Raw genomic sequence first — 14,743 nt, forward strand, 5'->3', positions numbered from 1 at the left:
GGCTTCGCGGGGCCGTCAGGCGTCGTCGTCTTCTTCGCCGTCTGCCGTTTCGAGCGTGTCGACGACTTTCAGCGGCACGTCACGGAGCGCGCCGCCGATGTCGCTTTTGGCGATGCGCTGTGCGTGTTCGGTGCTCTCGGCGTTGAACACCTTCATCTCCAGCATGAGGCCGACGAGGGCGGTGTCGGCGGCGATGAATGCCGAGTCGAACGGTTCGCCGCAGGCCGGACAGTCGGTAAAGCCGACCTCGACTTCGACGTACTCCATATCCTCCTGATTCAGCCGTTTTCCGGCTTCGCTGACGGCGACACCGATGGCGTCGTTGATGTCGTCCACGTCGTGGACCAACCAGGCCGCTTCCAGCACGACACGATAGTTCATATCTGCATGGTGTGGTGGCCCCTACTCGTCTCTTTTGATTCGCGTGCGCTCGTTGGCTCTCTGGCCGTGCCAGCTCTCAGCCTGCGCACGTAACTTCGATAATGGGCATAACTTATGCGAACCTCGTCGTTTTCCAACCGTTCGATTACACGTCACAGCATCAATTTGCCCTTATTCTGTCGCCCTATCTCCGACTCGAACGAAACCGCAAGACAGCAACGGTTTCTTGAATAGTTTTGATGATCGTTCGTGTAGAATTTCCGCGAAGCATTTATACGTGTGTACTCGCCGGTATCCACTGAAGTACGATGAACCGCATCACCCGTGCAATGCTGCTCGCACTGTACCAGTTGACCCTGCTCGTCGGTATCGCACTGATGCCGCTGGCACTCGTCACAGAACGACTCGGAATTCGGCTCCCGGTTCACCGGGCTGTCCGGCGTCTGGGGGACGCTTACGAGCAGCGCGCAGCGTAGGATTGTAGGCCACCGACGTTTCGAGCGGTGTATTTTCTATCCTAGCAGCCACAGCCAGCCGCCAAATATCCCGCTCATCAGGACTGAGACGATATCGAGCCAGGGGGCGTACAGCCACAAAGATTATACTTCTGTTCGCCAGGAGAATAGATGAGAGAAATACATTGATGGTGAAATAAATATGGCAGCTGAACATACAATCGGTGGAGCTGTGGTAGAGGCGGTGGCAGCGGAAGAGGGGGTCGCTCCATCTCAACTCTCGAAACCCCTGTACTCTGTCATCGATTCGGATGCGCTCGACGCCCTGTTTCGCTCCACCAGCGGGAGTGTTACCTTCACATACTACGGCTACGAAGTCACGGTCGACGCGACCGACCAGATCGAACTCGAACCGCTCGAGTAACTCGCGGAGCGGACAGACGAGCGGGCGTGAACCGCGTTCCACTCCGCTTGAACGAGTACTTTATTACGTAACGCGACAGTAGACCGGGATAATGCAGGACCCCACTCTCGACGCCGAATTCTCGCGGAACCAGCAGCGCCTTTCGGGCGCCGTTCAGGACCCTTACGAACCGGAACTCGGCTCGCTCCCGAGCGGTGACCGCGACGAGGAGTCGGTCAACAAGACCGGAACCACGACAATTGGTATCTCGACGGCCGAAGGCGTCATCATCGCGACGGACATGCGCGCTTCCCTGGGTGGTCGGTTCGTCTCGAACAAGAACGTCCAGAAGGTCGAACAGATTCACCCAACCGCGGCGCTCACGCTCGTCGGTTCGGTCGGTGGCGCACAGTCGTTCATCCGGACGCTCCGTGCCGAGGTCAACCTCTACGAGGCCCGCCGTGGCGCCGACATGAGCATGCAGGCGCTGTCGACGCTCGCGGGTAATTTCGCTCGCGGCGGTCCCTTCCTCGCTATCAACCCCATTCTCGGCGGTATCGACGACGACGGGAGCCACGTCTACAGTATCGACCCGGCCGGTGGCGTGATGGAAGACGACTACACCATCACTGGCTCCGGTCTCACTGTCGCGTACGGGACGTTGGAGGACCGCTACGAGGAAGATATGACGAACGAGGAGGCCCAGCACGCCGCGGCGGCCGGTATCAAGGCGGCGGCCGAGCGTGACACCGGGTCGGGCAACGGCATCTACATCGCCGAAGTGACCGAGGAGGGTGTCGACATCTCCGACTACGCTCTCGACGAGTTCGACGTATAAGCGTCCCTTTTTCAAGTATCGTCTCCGATACTCCTGTAGATGAATCCGAATCGTGTCGACTCGATTGTCGACCTCTCGTATGGGTTGTTGATATTCGCCGCCGTCGTTCTCATGGTCGTCGTCGGAAACAGTACCGGAATCGCGTTCGGGCTCGGCGTCTTACTCTCGTATACGCTGCACGTCGTCTGGAAGATGGGTCGCTACGACCCCGAATGGATGACGAAAGAAGTCGCCGAGAAAGTCGAAGCGGACCTCTCCGAAGACGTAACCAAGAGCGTCGAAGAGACGGTGACCGAAGAAGTGACCGAGACGGTGGCCGAAGACGTGGCGAAAAACGTCGAGAAGACCGTCGCGGAAGACGTGGCGAAAAACGTCGAAGAGACGGTGACCGAGACTGTCGCGGAAGACGTGACCAAGAGCGTCGAAGAGACGGTGACCGAGACTGTCGCGGAAGATGTCGCCAAAAACGTCGAAGAGACGGTGACTGAAGAGGTCACCGAGACGGTGGCCGAGGATGTCGCGAAGGAGGTTGAGGAGACCGTCACGGAAGATGTCGCCAAAAACGTCGAAGAGACGGTGACCGAAGACGTGGCGAAGGAAGTCGAGGAGACGGTGACGAAGGAGGTCGACGAGGTCAAGGAGAAACTCGACGAAGTGGAGGAAGCTGTCGGCGACGGCACGACGACGGATGGAAACGACGAGTCGACCGAGAGCGGCGAGGCGGCCGACGGCGACGGCAAAGCAGAGACCTGACGCGTCCGACCAGGTCGCCCGGATTATATATGCTGGCAGTTTAAATCCCAGATATGGACCTGTTCGGGACGGCTGGTATCAGGGGACCCGTCACCGAGGTGACGCCCGCGCTCGCGCTCGCGGTCGGGCGTGCGGCGGGTGTGGACGGCACCGAGTTCGTGGTCGGCAGGGACGGCCGAGAGACCGGTCAGGCACTCGCCGCTGCGATGACTGCCGGACTCGAATCCGCGGGCGCGACCGTCGAGCGCGTCGGGACCGTTCCGACGCCGACGCTCGCGTACGCGTCTCGGGGCCGCCGCGGTGTCATGCTGACTGCCAGCCACAACCCGCCTGCTGACAACGGTATCAAACTCTTCGTCGACGGCAGCGAGTACGACAGCGACGCTGAAGCACGAATCGAACGGCGCGTCGCCGACGATACGGGACAGACCGCGTGGGACCGCTGGGGAACCACGGCGCGTGCCGACCCGCTCCCCGACTACCGCTCTGCTGTCACCGAATTTGCGGCCTCACTCGGCGCGGACCCGACGGCGCTCACCGTCACAGTCGACTGCGGAAACGGGATGGCGAGTCTCGCGACACCGCAAGTACTGACCGACCTCGGAGTCGATGTCGTCGCACTCAACGCGAACATCGACGGGCACTTCACCGCCCGCGATTCCAAACCGACGCCCGAGACCCTCGCGGACCTCCGCGCGTTCGTCGCCGACGGCGACGCCGACATCGGTATCGGCCACGACGGTGACGCCGACCGAATCGTCGTCGTCGACGCTGCTGGCGAAATCGTCCACGAGGACACCGTGCTCGCTATCCTCGCCGAACACCACACTCGACAGAGCGATGCCGGCGACCCCGTCGTCGTGACGACGCCCAACGCCTCCGCGCGCATCGACGAGCGCGTCCATGCCGCTGGCGGACGGACGGAACGCATCCACCTCGGTGGACTGCACGAAGGCATCGCCCGCGTTCGCGCCGACGGTGACGACGAGACGGCAGTCGTCTTCGCAGCCGAACCATGGAAACACGTCCATCCGGAGTTCGGCGGGTGGATAGACGCCGTCGTCTCAGCGGCCGTGCTGGCGCGACTGGTCGCTGTCGACGGACTGGCTGCGCTCCGCGAACCAGTCACAGAACGACCATACCGGAAAGAGAGTGTCTCCTGTCCCGACGAACAAAAAGCCGCGGCGATGGACCGACTCGAAACGACGCTTCCCGAACAGTTCTCCGAGGCGAGCGTCGAGACGGAGTACGGCGTGCGACTGACGTTCCCCGACGACTCGTGGACGCTGGTCCGTCCCAGTGGGACTGAACCCTACGTCCGTGTCTACGCCGAGAGCGAGGACGTGGATTCGCTGGTCGAGACAGTCGTTGATACCGTCGAACGCGCCATCGAGCAGTAATCAGTCGAACCCGCTGACGAAGATAGCGAGCCACTGTCCGAAATCCTGCGCGCGGGTCACTTCGATTCTATCGACCCACTTCACCCACTGGAATCCCCGTCTGCCCGGTGCGACCAACCGGATCGGCGCACCGTGGCCGTGCGTGAGTTGCTCTCCGTCGACGTGCGTCGCGAGCAGCGCGTCCCGCGCCTCGTCGAGCGGGAGGCTCCATCGGTAGCCAGTCACCGACCGGAAGCGCACCCAGCGCGCGTCGTCTGTCGTGCCAGTTGCAGCGAGGAGGTCGCCGACGCGGACGCCCTGCCAGTCGCGCTCGGCGTACCACCCGCTCGTACAATCGAGCAGGGCGCGCTCGTCGGTGCCAGTCGCGACATCGTCGCTCCCCGCACCGCCGGGCGTCAGGTCGGTGTATTCGAACGCCCGCTCCTCGTCGGTCAGTCCGCCTACCTGGAGTTGCCACTCGGCGGTGTCGACCGGATCGGGGTCGTCGGCCACCCACGAGGTGACGGGGAAGCTGTTACCCTCGCCGCCGGCGTCGGACGAACCGGTGAACCGTCGGTCTGCGCCCGCCAACCCGGACAGATTGCTAGCGAGTTCCTGGCTGCGCCACGTCAGCGCGCCGACGCCCACCAGCGCGGTGTATCGGAGCACCTCTCGCCGCCCGTCCACGTCGCGTCGGCGCGGGAGCCGAAACCGGTGGCGGAGGTGCCACAACAGCACGGGGACGACGAGCACTCCGAGCAGCATGTGTCCCGTCAGGAGCGTGTAGGGTCCGATTCTGAGCGTGCCGGTCAGCGTCCACAGCAGTCCGGTCACGAGCGCGGCAACCGCGAGCGTTCCAAGCAGTATCGAAACCGGCGTGCCACTGTCCCACAGCGACCGCCGCGTCACCCGCGGCCGAACCCGGCGGAACTTCCAGAATAGCATGATGACGAGCGTGAACCCGCCGATAGAGTGCACGATGAACAGCCAGCCCCAGTCGGGCGTTCCGGCGGTGAGACTCACCAGTCCGGAGAGCACCTCCAGCGTGACGAGCCCCAGAATCGACCAGTCGACCAGCCGGGCGGGTGGGGCCAGTCGGTCGAGGCGGTTCGCGCTCACAGTTCACAATTTGGGCCGGATGTGCTTGGATTGTCCGGTCGTCGCCACCGGTGCACACTGGCTATTTGTCCCTCCCGACCGACACTCCGGATATGCACGAACTGGTCGAGGCGGCTCGCGAGGCACGGGCCGAAGCGTACGCACCCTACTCGGAATACACCGTCGGCGCGGCGCTTCGAACCGCCGACGGCACCGTTTTTACCGGCTGTAACGTCGAGAACGCGAACTACTCCAACAGCCTCCACGCCGAGGAGGTCGCAGTCGGCTCGGCTGTCGCTGCTGGCCACCGCGCATTCGACGAACTCGCCGTCTCCTCGGGCGAACAGGATGGCGTCACTCCCTGCGGGATGTGCCGCCAGACGCTCGCGGAGTTCTGTGGCGAGGAGTTCCCCATCCACTGTGACGGTGGCGAGAACGTGCGGACGTATCACCTCGGGGACCTGCTCCCGGAAACCATCACCGCCGAGCACCTGGGAGTCGAGCGATGAGTGACGGCCGGAACGAAGACAGCGGGGCCGATGGTGTCGGAGCCGAGGACCCCAGCGAGGACGAACAGTACCACCTCGAAGTCACAGCCGGCGAGGTAGCAGACAGCGTCCTCCTGCCGGGTGACCCCGACCGCGTCGAAAAGATACGGGGCGAGTGGGACGACAGCGAGGTCGTCGCGAACCACCGCGAGTACCGCACGGCGACCGGAACCATCGACGACACGCCGATCTCTGTCACGTCGACGGGTATCGGCTCGCCGGGCGCGGCAATCGCCGTCGAGGAACTCGCCCGCGTCGGCGCGGACACCTTCATCAGAGTCGGGTCTTGTGGCGCGATACAGGCGGAGACGGACATCGGCGATCTGATTATCACGAGCGGTGCCGTCCGGCAGGAGGGGACGAGCAAGGAGTACATCCGCGAGGACTACCCCGCCGTCGCCGACCACGCTGTCGTCGCGGCACTGGCTGCGGCCGCCGAGGAACTGGGCTACGACTACCACGTCGGGTTGACTGCCTCGACGGATTCGTTCTACGCCGGGCAGAGCCGCGAGGGATTCGGCGGGTTCCGCGCCCGCGGGAGCGAGGGGGACATCGAGGCGCTGAAAGACGCCGGCGTCCTGAACTTCGAGATGGAAGCCAGCGCCATTCTAACGCTGGCGAACATCTACGGGTTGCGCGCCGGTGCGGTCTGTACGGTGTACGCTGACCGAACGACCGGCGAGTTCCGCGTCGAGGGCGAGCGCCGTGCGGCCAGAACCGCGAGCAAGGCAGTCGCGATGCTCGCCGAGATGGACGAACAGGTCGCCGAGTCCGGTGCCGACGCGTGGCATGCCGGACTGGGGCTGTAGGCGCTACTCGGGACCGCCGTCCGAACCGCGTTCGCTGACCATTCTGGGGCCGTCTTCTGCACGAATCTCCTGTACCGTCCCGACGAGGCCCGCCAGAACGACGAGGGCGCTCCCGGCCATGACAGCGTAGAGTGCAACGTGAACGTCGACCGAGAGGTTCTCCGCGAGCGTTCCGTTGATGCCGCCCTGGGATTCGTAGGTGGCGAGTCGGTCCTGGATTGCCTGGACATCGAGGTAGGCGAGGACGGCAATCACTCCGGAACCCAGGCCGCTGAGCAGCGTGAACGTGCTCGTTCGCCATCCCGGCCCGGTATCGGTGCGGTAGGTGGCGAAAACGAGCGCCACGACGACCACTGCGGCGAACGTCAGCGTCAGGACGCCATCACCATCGATACCGCCACGGGTTATCCGCTCGGGTTCGTCGACCAGCGCGGCGAGTCCCTCGTCGATACGGAGTGTGAACCAGACCGGAATCGACCCAGCGGCGGTCACCAGACACCCCAGCAGTGCAATTCGCTCCCACGTCTTCTCGAAGACTTCCGGTGCCATCTCGTTAGCAAGGCTGTCCAGTTCCGTCCGTATCAATCTCGCCAATTCAGTGTGACCCGACTGTCGGTCAGGTGTTCTGCGCGGCGGCGGTGACGATCCCGGCCGTCTGGCCGATACCGACGACGGCGAGACCGACGACTGTCGTGACCGCCGGTTCGACACCGCCGAGATGGCCGACGGCGTACAGTACTGCGCCAGCCAGCGACGTTCCCGCTGCGGCGACGTAGACGTACCGAGCGGGCGTTTCCGTGACCAACCTGCCGGTCCGGACGTACGCGAGCCCCGGCAGGACCATCCAGCCGTAGAGGGAGACGGCCAGCAGTACCGGTTGATTCGGGTCGAGTGCCAGACCGACAGTTCCGGCAAGGGTGACGAGGAAGCCGCCGGCGAGAACGCCCCGCCACGCGCGCAGGACGGGGTCGTCCATCTCCGAGTACGCGGCTAGCAAAAACGCGAGCAGGAGAACGTCCATAACAGCGAGTGCAATCAGGAGCGTCCGGTCGGAGACGAGCGAGGTGGTGTGTGCGCCGATGGTGACCCCCCACGCTGCTGGCACGAGTCCCGCCGGCCCTACGTCTGTTAGCGTTCCCATCGGGAAACGTGTCGGAGAGAAGCGATAAGAGCGTTTGGTCTGGAACAGTTGGGCCAGGAGTGTGTGGTCGCCGTGCGACCCGCACGACTCGGGGGAGGGCAGGTCTGCTGTGCGGTCGGTACCAAGTTAGCATCTGCGAGCGCTCTACCGTCCGCGAGCAGCCTTTTTCACTATGTTTTTTCGGCAAGCGGTGCGCCGCGAGCCGTCGGCTCGCGTGCGACACCCGCCGTTCACGAGAGCGAAGCTCTCGAAGCTCTCGTGCAGCCCATCAGAAATCGAAGATTTCTGAGGACGCCGAAAAAAGTAGTCGTCACATATCCGACCAGGCACTCAGCGCCCGGCCGGTGCTGTCGACGTCCTTTATCCAGCGCGTTGCGATGGCTTTCTTGAGGAACTTCGCGGGGAAGCCGCCGAAGGTATCGAAGAAGGGGACGACGTAGACGTCGTGAGCGACGGCCGATTCGCCGACGGAGACAACGGTCCCTTTGTCTTTGTACTTCCACTTCTGGAGTGGCTGGCCGCGGATGGAGCGAGCGATGTTCTTGCCGGCGACTTCGGCGGCCTGCCAGGCGGCCTGTGCCGTCGGCGGTGCGGGGTCCTCGCCGGGCTGGTCGACGAGCGCGCAGTCACCGAGCGCGAAGACGCGGTCGTCGTTGGTCTGGAAATCCTGTGCGGCGTGCAGGCGGTGGGAGCGTTCGTCTTTCTCGACGTTGCAGTCCTCGGCGGCTTCCTGACCGGTGATACCGCCGGTCCAGACGAGTACGTCGTAGTCCAGTTCGATATCTTCACCGATGTAGACGGTCTCGTCGTCGACCTCGCCGATGAACTCCCCACACATGATGTTCACGTCGCGGGCTTCGAGTCGATCGCGGAGCGCACCCTGCAGGTCGGGGTCGCTGTTGGGGAGCACCTCGTCTAGTCCCTCGACGAGGTGGATGTCGATGGGGAGGTTGCGCTCGTTGCGGAGTTCCGCCACTTCGCCGGCAGTCTGGATGCCGGAGAGGCCCGCACCACCGATGACGACCTGCGCGGGGTCGCTTGGCGTCGCCGTCTGGGCCTGTTCGGTGATATCCTCGTGAATGCCGAGCGCGTCGTCGAGTCCTTTGAGCGTGTGTGAGTATTCGCGGAGGCCGTCGATACCGAAGAAGGCGGTCCGGGAACCGATACCGACCAGCAGGTAATCGTAACTTACGTCGTCGGCGTCAGCGAGCTCGACGGTTCGCTCGTCGGTGTCGATGTCGACGACCGCTGACTCCACGAAGCGCGTCGACGGTGATTTAATATTATCGACAGGTATCGTGATTTTCTCCTGAACGCTCGGGTCTTTGATACAGCGGTGGGATTCGTGGAGAACCAGGTGGTAGTCGTGCTCTGAAACCCAGGTGACGTCTGCTTCCCCGTCAAGTGCCGATTCGAGGCTCCTGATAGCGCCTGCCCCGGCATACCCCGAACCGAGGACAACGACGTGTTCCGTCATATCGCCTCCTCAGTGACCCGCTGATACAAAGGCTACGAAATCGCCATGCCTCACGGCCACTGTTAGCACGCACCTCTAGATGGCAAATACTGTCGAGAAACACCTCTCGATGGAGTTCAGATTCAGTGTTCGGGTTCGTCTACCGGGGCCTGCATGTCGTCGATAGTCAGAATAAGTACATTATCTGTGCCATCTTTCCCTTCCAGTGTCCCGATAATCTGGAGTTTCGAGAGCGGTGTCGGACCGACGGTTATCTTGTCGCCTTCGTGGAAGTCCGCGATAGAGCCACGGAGTTTGATTTCGGCGCGGCAGGCTTCGGGGTGTTGCACGCTGGTGAGGTCTATCTCTTCGACGTTCGCCTCCTCGACGAGGTCACCGTTGTGAAAGAGCGGAACGTCGGCGGCGTGGTCCATATCCTGAATCTGGAGTGCGTCGTATGCCGTCGCTGTCGGCTTGTAGCCACCTTTCGGGCCCGGTACCCCCTCGACCAACTGGAGGGCCTTGAGGCTCTGCATCTGGTTGCGAATCGTCCCCGGGTTTCTGTTGACCCGGTTTGCGATGTCTTCGCCCTTTACTGCTGTCTCGTCTTCGCGGTAGAGGTTGACCAGTTCCTGCAGGATGGTCTTCTGGCTCGGTGTGAGTTCGATTGATGACATAAGGTCAAGTTCGGTAGTCGCTTCCTTAAGTCCGACGGTGGGTATTACCTTCGAACGAACTTCCGAGGGAGTGTTTGTCGCTGTAACGAATGAGAACTACTTTTGTCCCTCCTCCGGGTGGTCCGGGTATGAACGATGCACGCGTACTCGTCACCGGCGGTGCGGGATTTATCGGCTCGAATCTCGCCAATCATCTTGCGACGGACAACGAGGTCATCGCGCTCGACGATTGCTATCTCGGAACGCCCGAGAACCTCGACGACGGCGTCGAGTTCGTGAATGCGAGCGTCACGGAGGATGACCTTCCGACTGACGTCGACGTGGTCTTTCACCTCGCCGCGCTCTCCTCGTATGCGATGCACGAGGACGACCCCACGCGCGGCGCGCGGGTCAACGTCGAAGGCTTCGTCAACACGGTCGATCAGGCCCGCCGCGACGGCTGTGAAACCATCGTCTACGCGTCGACGTCCTCGATTTACGGCTCCCGGACCGACCCCTCGCCCGAAGATATGCCGGTGACGGTCAACACCGGCTACGAAGCCTCGAAGATGGCCCGTGAACGCTACGGCGAGTACTTCCGTAACCACTACGGGCTGGACGTGGCTGGCCTGCGCTTCTTTTCGGTCTATCAGGGCTACGGCGGCGCGGAGGAACACAAAGGCGAGTACGCCAACGTCATCGCCCAGTTTGCCGACGACGTGGCCAACGGTATCGCCCCGAAACTCTACGGCGACGGCGAGCAGACCCGCGATTTCACCCACGTCTCGGATATCGTCCGCGGCATCGAACTGGCCGCCGACCATCGCCTCAACGGCATCTACAACCTCGGTACCGGCGAGGCATACGACTTCAACACCGTCGTCGAGATGATAAACGACGAACTCGGGACCGACGTGGAACCCGAGTACGTCGAAAATCCGATTCCCGACGACGTGTACGTCCACGACACCTGCGCAGACTACTCGAAGATGCACGACGCGACCGGCTGGGAACCCGAAATCGACTTCGAAGAAGGTATCGAACGCGTCTGCGCGCAGTACAAGTAGGACAGTCGGATCTGGAAGGCGGTCTCTTCGCTGGCGTCCCGATTCCTTTTGTATCAGGACGAGAGACCGCTAGACTATGGAGCAGACCGTCCGGATACTGGGGGTGCCGATGGACCTGGGGGCGAATCGACGTGGTGTGGATATGGGTCCTTCTGCCATCCGTTATGCCGGACTGGCCGACCAGCTCGAATCCATCGGGCAGTCCTGTGTCGACGGTGGAGACATCGCCGTCCCGCGTCCGGAGGAGCGCGACCCCGACGACAACGACTTCAAGGCAGGGCGAGCGAAGTATTTCACCGAGACGCAGGCCGTCTGTGAGGACGTGGCGACAGCCGTGTCGGCGACAGTCGACGATGGCGAGTTCCCGCTCGTTCTCGGCGGGGACCACTCAATCGCCATTGGCACCGCGGCAGGGATCGCCGACGACCGCAACACCGGAATCGTCTGGTTCGACGCCCATGGCGATTTCAACACCCCCGAAACCACGCCATCTGGCAACGTTCACGGGATGGCTCTCGCCGCCATCCTCGGCGTCGGTCCCTTCGCCGACCACGCGTGGACGCATACTCCCCGTGTCCGCCCGGAGAATATCGCTCTCATCGGCCTTCGCGACCTGGATGACGGCGAACGGACCCATATCAACGAGAGTTCAGTCTCCGCGTACACGATGACCGACATCGACGAGCGCGGAATCACAGAAGTCGTCGAGGAGGCAGTCGACGTCGCCACGCGCGACGTGGAACAGCTCCACGTCAGCTTCGATATGGACTGTCTGGACCCCAACGAAGCACCGGGTGTCGGGACGCCGATTCGTGGTGGCATTTCCTACCGTGAGGCCCACGCCGCGATGGAACTCCTGTACAGCAACGCCGGACCGCGACTGTGCAGCTTCGAGGTGGTCGAGGTAAATCCGATTCTCGACCAGCACAACCGGACCGCGGAGTTGGCGTGCGAACTCGTCGCCAGCGCGCTCGGCCAGCGAATTCTCTGAGAAGAACCTGGGAGATATTTGTAGGCTGCTTCCGACAGGGTCGGCATGGTCCTCCCGCTCGCGGCTCCCAGATCGGTCCCGTGGCTCGTGGTTGTTCTGTTCGCCGGTGCACTGCTCGTCGGCCTCGCCTTCCTCGGTACTGGTCTCCTTTCGCTCTGGCGCTGGCGGGTTCTCAGCCGGGGCGACGCCAATCAGTTCCGCGCCGGCCTTGACGGGCTGCTCGAAGTGACTGGTCCCGCTGCACCAACTGACGAGTCCACGCCATTCACTGCTGCTGTCAGTCGGACTGCGTGCCTGGTCTGTGAAATCCAGGCCCAGAAGTACGAAACCAGCCAACACGGCGGCAGCTGGAACACCATCGAATCCCGGACCACAGTCCGGCCCTTCGTCGTCGACTCACCTGTCGGTGATATCCGCGTCGAACCCGACGGAGCGAATCTGGTTCTCGACGAGGAAGTCGTCGCCAGCGTCGGCCGCGGCGAGGAAGCCACCGGTCACACGGCGGCGTTCTTCGATGCCGTCGGCGTCGAGCACCGTGCGGGGAGCCTCGACGTTGGCGTCACCGATATTGGCTACGGGAGCAAGTATCGCGTCCGCGAGGCTCGCGTCGACGTTGGCGAAGACGTGTACGTCGCCGGTCACGCGACGACTGACGACGAGACGGTGGGTGGCTACGGTGGCCCCGATGCTGTCGTCCGCGAACAGGCCGACCGGTCGGTGAACCAGCGACTCTTTGGCTTTCCGTTCGTCCTCGGTGACGGCGGTGAAGCGACGATCAGGCGTCACTTCCTCCGGCGTGGTGTTGGTCTCACGCTGGCAGGTCTCCTCTTTGTCGGTGTTCCCGCTGGTATCGGCTTCCTCCTGGTCTGAGGGCCGCACTAGTGTTATACCGCTGCTTTTCGTACCGTGGTAGCATGACACGGGAGCCGCTGGAATACGGCCAACTGGCGGAGGGAAAGTGTAACTACTGGGCGTGGGACCCGACGGTACGGTACGAAGCCCGCCGAGTCTACCCCGACGGCGAGTTCGAGTGGGCCGAGCGCGTCCTCGACGAGTACGGCGCCGCCGTTGGGGAGACAATCGCGGACAACTCGGATATCGTCGACCGGAACGAACCCGAACTCCACACCTACGACGGGGACGGCGAGGTCCAGAACCACGTCGAGTATCACCCGCTGCAGTTCGAGAACGAGCGCATCACCTACGACGACTTTCGACTGACGCACGACGCCTTTCACGCGCCGCCGAACCGCAACAACCCGGTGGGGCTGCTCCACCCGCTGACGATGCAGACGTTGCTGTGCTACACTGACGTTGGCTTCGCCTGCCCGGCGTCGATGACCGTCGGCGCGGCGATCGTCCTCGACAAGTTCGACGACGGGAGCCTCGACGACTATTTCCAGGGGTTGACCGCCGCCGACTCCGAGGACCATATCGAGGGAGCGATGTTTCTCACAGAAAAACAGGGTGGCTCCGATGTCGGCGCAAACGAGACGCTCGCGGTTCCACAGGCCGACGGCGAGGGTGCAGCGACGCTTCGGGCGGACGGCGACGTCGTCGACGCCTACGAACTCACCGGCGAGAAGTGGTTCTGCTCGAACATCGACGCCCAGGGCGCGCTCGTGCTCGCTCGCACGCCCGATGCGCCCGACGGAACAGACGGTCTCTCGCTCTTTCTCGTCCCGCGTGAGTTGCCTGACGGGACGCTCAACGCTGCGACCTTTCGCCGTCTCAAGGACAAACTCGGCACGCTCTCGGTGCCGACCGGCGAAATCGAATTCGAGGGCGCGACGGGCTATCTCGTCGGCGAGGAGGGCAACGGCTTCCGCCAGATGACGGAGATGCTCAACTACGAGCGCCTCACCAACGCGACCGGTGCCGTCGGTGTGATGGGCCGGGCGCTGCTGGAGGCGAAGGTCCACGCCGCCAATCGGGCGGTCTTCGGCGAGACGATTCAGGAGTATCCGCTGCTTCGTCGCGACCTCGTCGAGATGACTGTTGACTACGAGGCTGCCGCGGCGTTTGCCTTCGAATCTGCGAAGTGGTACGACCGGCGAGAGCGCGCGGAGCGTGGCTCTGCGATTAATTCGAGCGGCGGTGAGCCGCGAGAACGCCAGTACCCTGACGACGAAGGGCTGGACGCCTACAAACTGATGCGACTGCTGGTCCCGATTGCGAAGTACAGGACCGGCGAGATGGTCGTCGACACCTGCTCGTACGCGATGGAGGTGCTCGGCGGCAACGGCTACGTCCGCGACCGCATCACCCACCGCCTTCTCCGGGACGCTCAGGTCCTCCCAATCTGGGAGGGAACCTCGAACATCCTCTCGCTCGACGTGCTCCGCGCGCTCGATCGGGAGGATGCCCACGAGGCGCTGTTCCCGCTGGTAACGAATCACCTCGACGCGGCCGAGCATTCCGCCCTCGAAGCACTCGCCGATACCGTCGAAGCGGCCTTCCACGACCTCCAGACCGCACTCGCGACGCTCGCCGGCGAGGACACAGACTACGCGCAGTACCACGCAAAGCGCCTCGCGGACCTGATTTTCGACGTGGTCTCTGGAGCTATCCTCGTCGCTGAGGCTCAGCACCAACTCGACGAGGCCGATAACGCCCGGAAAGCGCTGGTCGCCGAGTGGTTCGTTCGCGACCGGTTCGAATCCGAGGACGCCGACGGTATCACCAGCGGTGAGACGCCCGGCGACGACCACTTCGACGCTATCGCTCGCTACGGGTCGGTTCCGCCCGAGAGACTGGTTCGAAAATAG

At 63.2% G+C, this 14,743-nt stretch carries 17 protein-coding genes; 11 read left to right on the forward strand and 6 right to left on the reverse strand.

The window, feature by feature from the left end:
• Positions 1-15: 15 nt before the first annotated feature.
• Positions 16-381, reverse strand: a complete 366-nt coding sequence (locus WDJ60_RS07695) for a DUF555 domain-containing protein (RefSeq protein WP_340099772.1) — start codon at positions 379-381, stop codon at positions 16-18.
• Positions 382-689: 308 nt separating this feature from the next.
• Here WDJ60_RS07695 and WDJ60_RS07700 point away from each other — a divergent pair, with 308 nt between their 5' ends.
• From WDJ60_RS07700 to WDJ60_RS07720, 5 genes are all read left to right on the forward strand, one after another.
• The gene (locus WDJ60_RS07700; RefSeq protein WP_340099773.1) at positions 690-857 is read left to right on the forward strand and encodes a hypothetical protein; all 168 of its coding nucleotides are present in this window, start codon (positions 690-692) and stop codon (positions 855-857) included.
• A gap of 181 nt (positions 858-1,038) precedes the next feature.
• Complete coding sequence (locus tag WDJ60_RS07705; RefSeq protein WP_340099774.1) at positions 1,039-1,260, forward strand: HalOD1 output domain-containing protein; 222 nt, start codon at positions 1,039-1,041, stop codon at positions 1,258-1,260.
• A gap of 91 nt (positions 1,261-1,351) precedes the next feature.
• Positions 1,352-2,077 carry an archaeal proteasome endopeptidase complex subunit beta gene (gene psmB, locus WDJ60_RS07710; protein WP_340099775.1) on the forward strand — a complete coding sequence of 242 codons (726 nt, stop codon included), beginning with the start codon at positions 1,352-1,354 and terminating at the stop codon, positions 2,075-2,077.
• A gap of 39 nt (positions 2,078-2,116) precedes the next feature.
• Positions 2,117-2,830 carry a hypothetical protein gene (locus WDJ60_RS07715; protein WP_340099776.1) on the forward strand — a complete coding sequence of 238 codons (714 nt, stop codon included), beginning with the start codon at positions 2,117-2,119 and terminating at the stop codon, positions 2,828-2,830.
• A 53-nt stretch (positions 2,831-2,883) separates the two neighbouring features.
• Positions 2,884-4,230 carry a phosphohexomutase domain-containing protein gene (locus WDJ60_RS07720; RefSeq protein WP_340099777.1) on the forward strand — a complete coding sequence of 449 codons (1,347 nt, stop codon included), beginning with the start codon at positions 2,884-2,886 and terminating at the stop codon, positions 4,228-4,230.
• On the opposite strand, the gene WDJ60_RS07725 is transcribed toward WDJ60_RS07720, so the two are convergent.
• On the reverse strand, positions 4,231-5,328 hold the full coding sequence (locus tag WDJ60_RS07725; protein ID WP_340099778.1) for a molybdopterin-dependent oxidoreductase: 1,098 nt from the start codon (positions 5,326-5,328) through the stop codon (positions 4,231-4,233).
• A gap of 92 nt (positions 5,329-5,420) precedes the next feature.
• On the opposite strand from WDJ60_RS07725, the gene cdd reads away from it, so the two are divergent.
• Positions 5,421-5,816 (forward strand): cytidine deaminase, encoded by a 396-nt coding sequence (gene cdd, locus WDJ60_RS07730; protein ID WP_340099779.1) that lies wholly within the window; start codon positions 5,421-5,423, stop codon positions 5,814-5,816.
• Positions 5,813-6,664: a nucleoside phosphorylase gene (locus WDJ60_RS07735; RefSeq protein WP_340099780.1), complete on the forward strand. Its 852-nt coding sequence runs from the start codon at positions 5,813-5,815 to the stop codon at positions 6,662-6,664. Before cdd ends, WDJ60_RS07735 begins: the two co-directional genes overlap by 4 nt.
• A 3-nt stretch (positions 6,665-6,667) precedes the next feature.
• Here WDJ60_RS07735 and WDJ60_RS07740 read toward each other — a convergent pair whose 3' ends face one another.
• The 4 genes from WDJ60_RS07740 to WDJ60_RS07755 form a co-directional block, all read right to left on the reverse strand.
• Positions 6,668-7,213, reverse strand: coding sequence for a hypothetical protein (locus tag WDJ60_RS07740; RefSeq protein WP_340099781.1), 546 nt, complete (start codon positions 7,211-7,213; stop codon positions 6,668-6,670).
• 67 nt (positions 7,214-7,280) lie between these two features.
• Entirely contained in the window at positions 7,281-7,805 is a 525-nt protein-coding gene (locus tag WDJ60_RS07745) for a hypothetical protein (protein WP_340099782.1), read from the reverse strand.
• Between the two features lie 310 nt (positions 7,806-8,115).
• Positions 8,116-9,282, reverse strand: a complete 1,167-nt coding sequence (locus tag WDJ60_RS07750) for an NAD(P)/FAD-dependent oxidoreductase (RefSeq protein ID WP_340099783.1) — start codon at positions 9,280-9,282, stop codon at positions 8,116-8,118.
• A 122-nt stretch (positions 9,283-9,404) separates the two neighbouring features.
• A complete protein-coding gene (locus WDJ60_RS07755) occupies positions 9,405-9,938 on the reverse strand; it encodes an Rrf2 family transcriptional regulator (RefSeq protein WP_340099784.1) in 534 nt (177 codons plus the stop codon).
• A 128-nt stretch (positions 9,939-10,066) separates the two neighbouring features.
• On the opposite strand from WDJ60_RS07755, the gene WDJ60_RS07760 reads away from it, so the two are divergent.
• From WDJ60_RS07760 to WDJ60_RS07775, 4 genes are all read left to right on the forward strand, one after another.
• Complete coding sequence (locus tag WDJ60_RS07760) at positions 10,067-10,984, forward strand: NAD-dependent epimerase/dehydratase family protein (protein ID WP_340099785.1); 918 nt, start codon at positions 10,067-10,069, stop codon at positions 10,982-10,984.
• A 76-nt stretch (positions 10,985-11,060) separates the two neighbouring features.
• The gene (gene rocF / locus WDJ60_RS07765) at positions 11,061-11,975 is read left to right on the forward strand and encodes an arginase (protein WP_340099786.1); all 915 of its coding nucleotides are present in this window, start codon (positions 11,061-11,063) and stop codon (positions 11,973-11,975) included.
• Positions 11,976-12,020: 45 nt separating this feature from the next.
• Positions 12,021-12,845: a hypothetical protein gene (locus WDJ60_RS07770; protein ID WP_340099787.1), complete on the forward strand. Its 825-nt coding sequence runs from the start codon at positions 12,021-12,023 to the stop codon at positions 12,843-12,845.
• A gap of 44 nt (positions 12,846-12,889) precedes the next feature.
• Positions 12,890-14,743, forward strand: coding sequence for an acyl-CoA dehydrogenase family protein (locus WDJ60_RS07775; protein WP_340099788.1), 1,854 nt, complete (start codon positions 12,890-12,892; stop codon positions 14,741-14,743).

Origin of the sequence: Salinibaculum salinum, assembly GCF_037645885.1 — an archaeon.
GTDB lineage: Archaea > Halobacteriota > Halobacteria > Halobacteriales > Haloarculaceae > Salinibaculum > Salinibaculum salinum.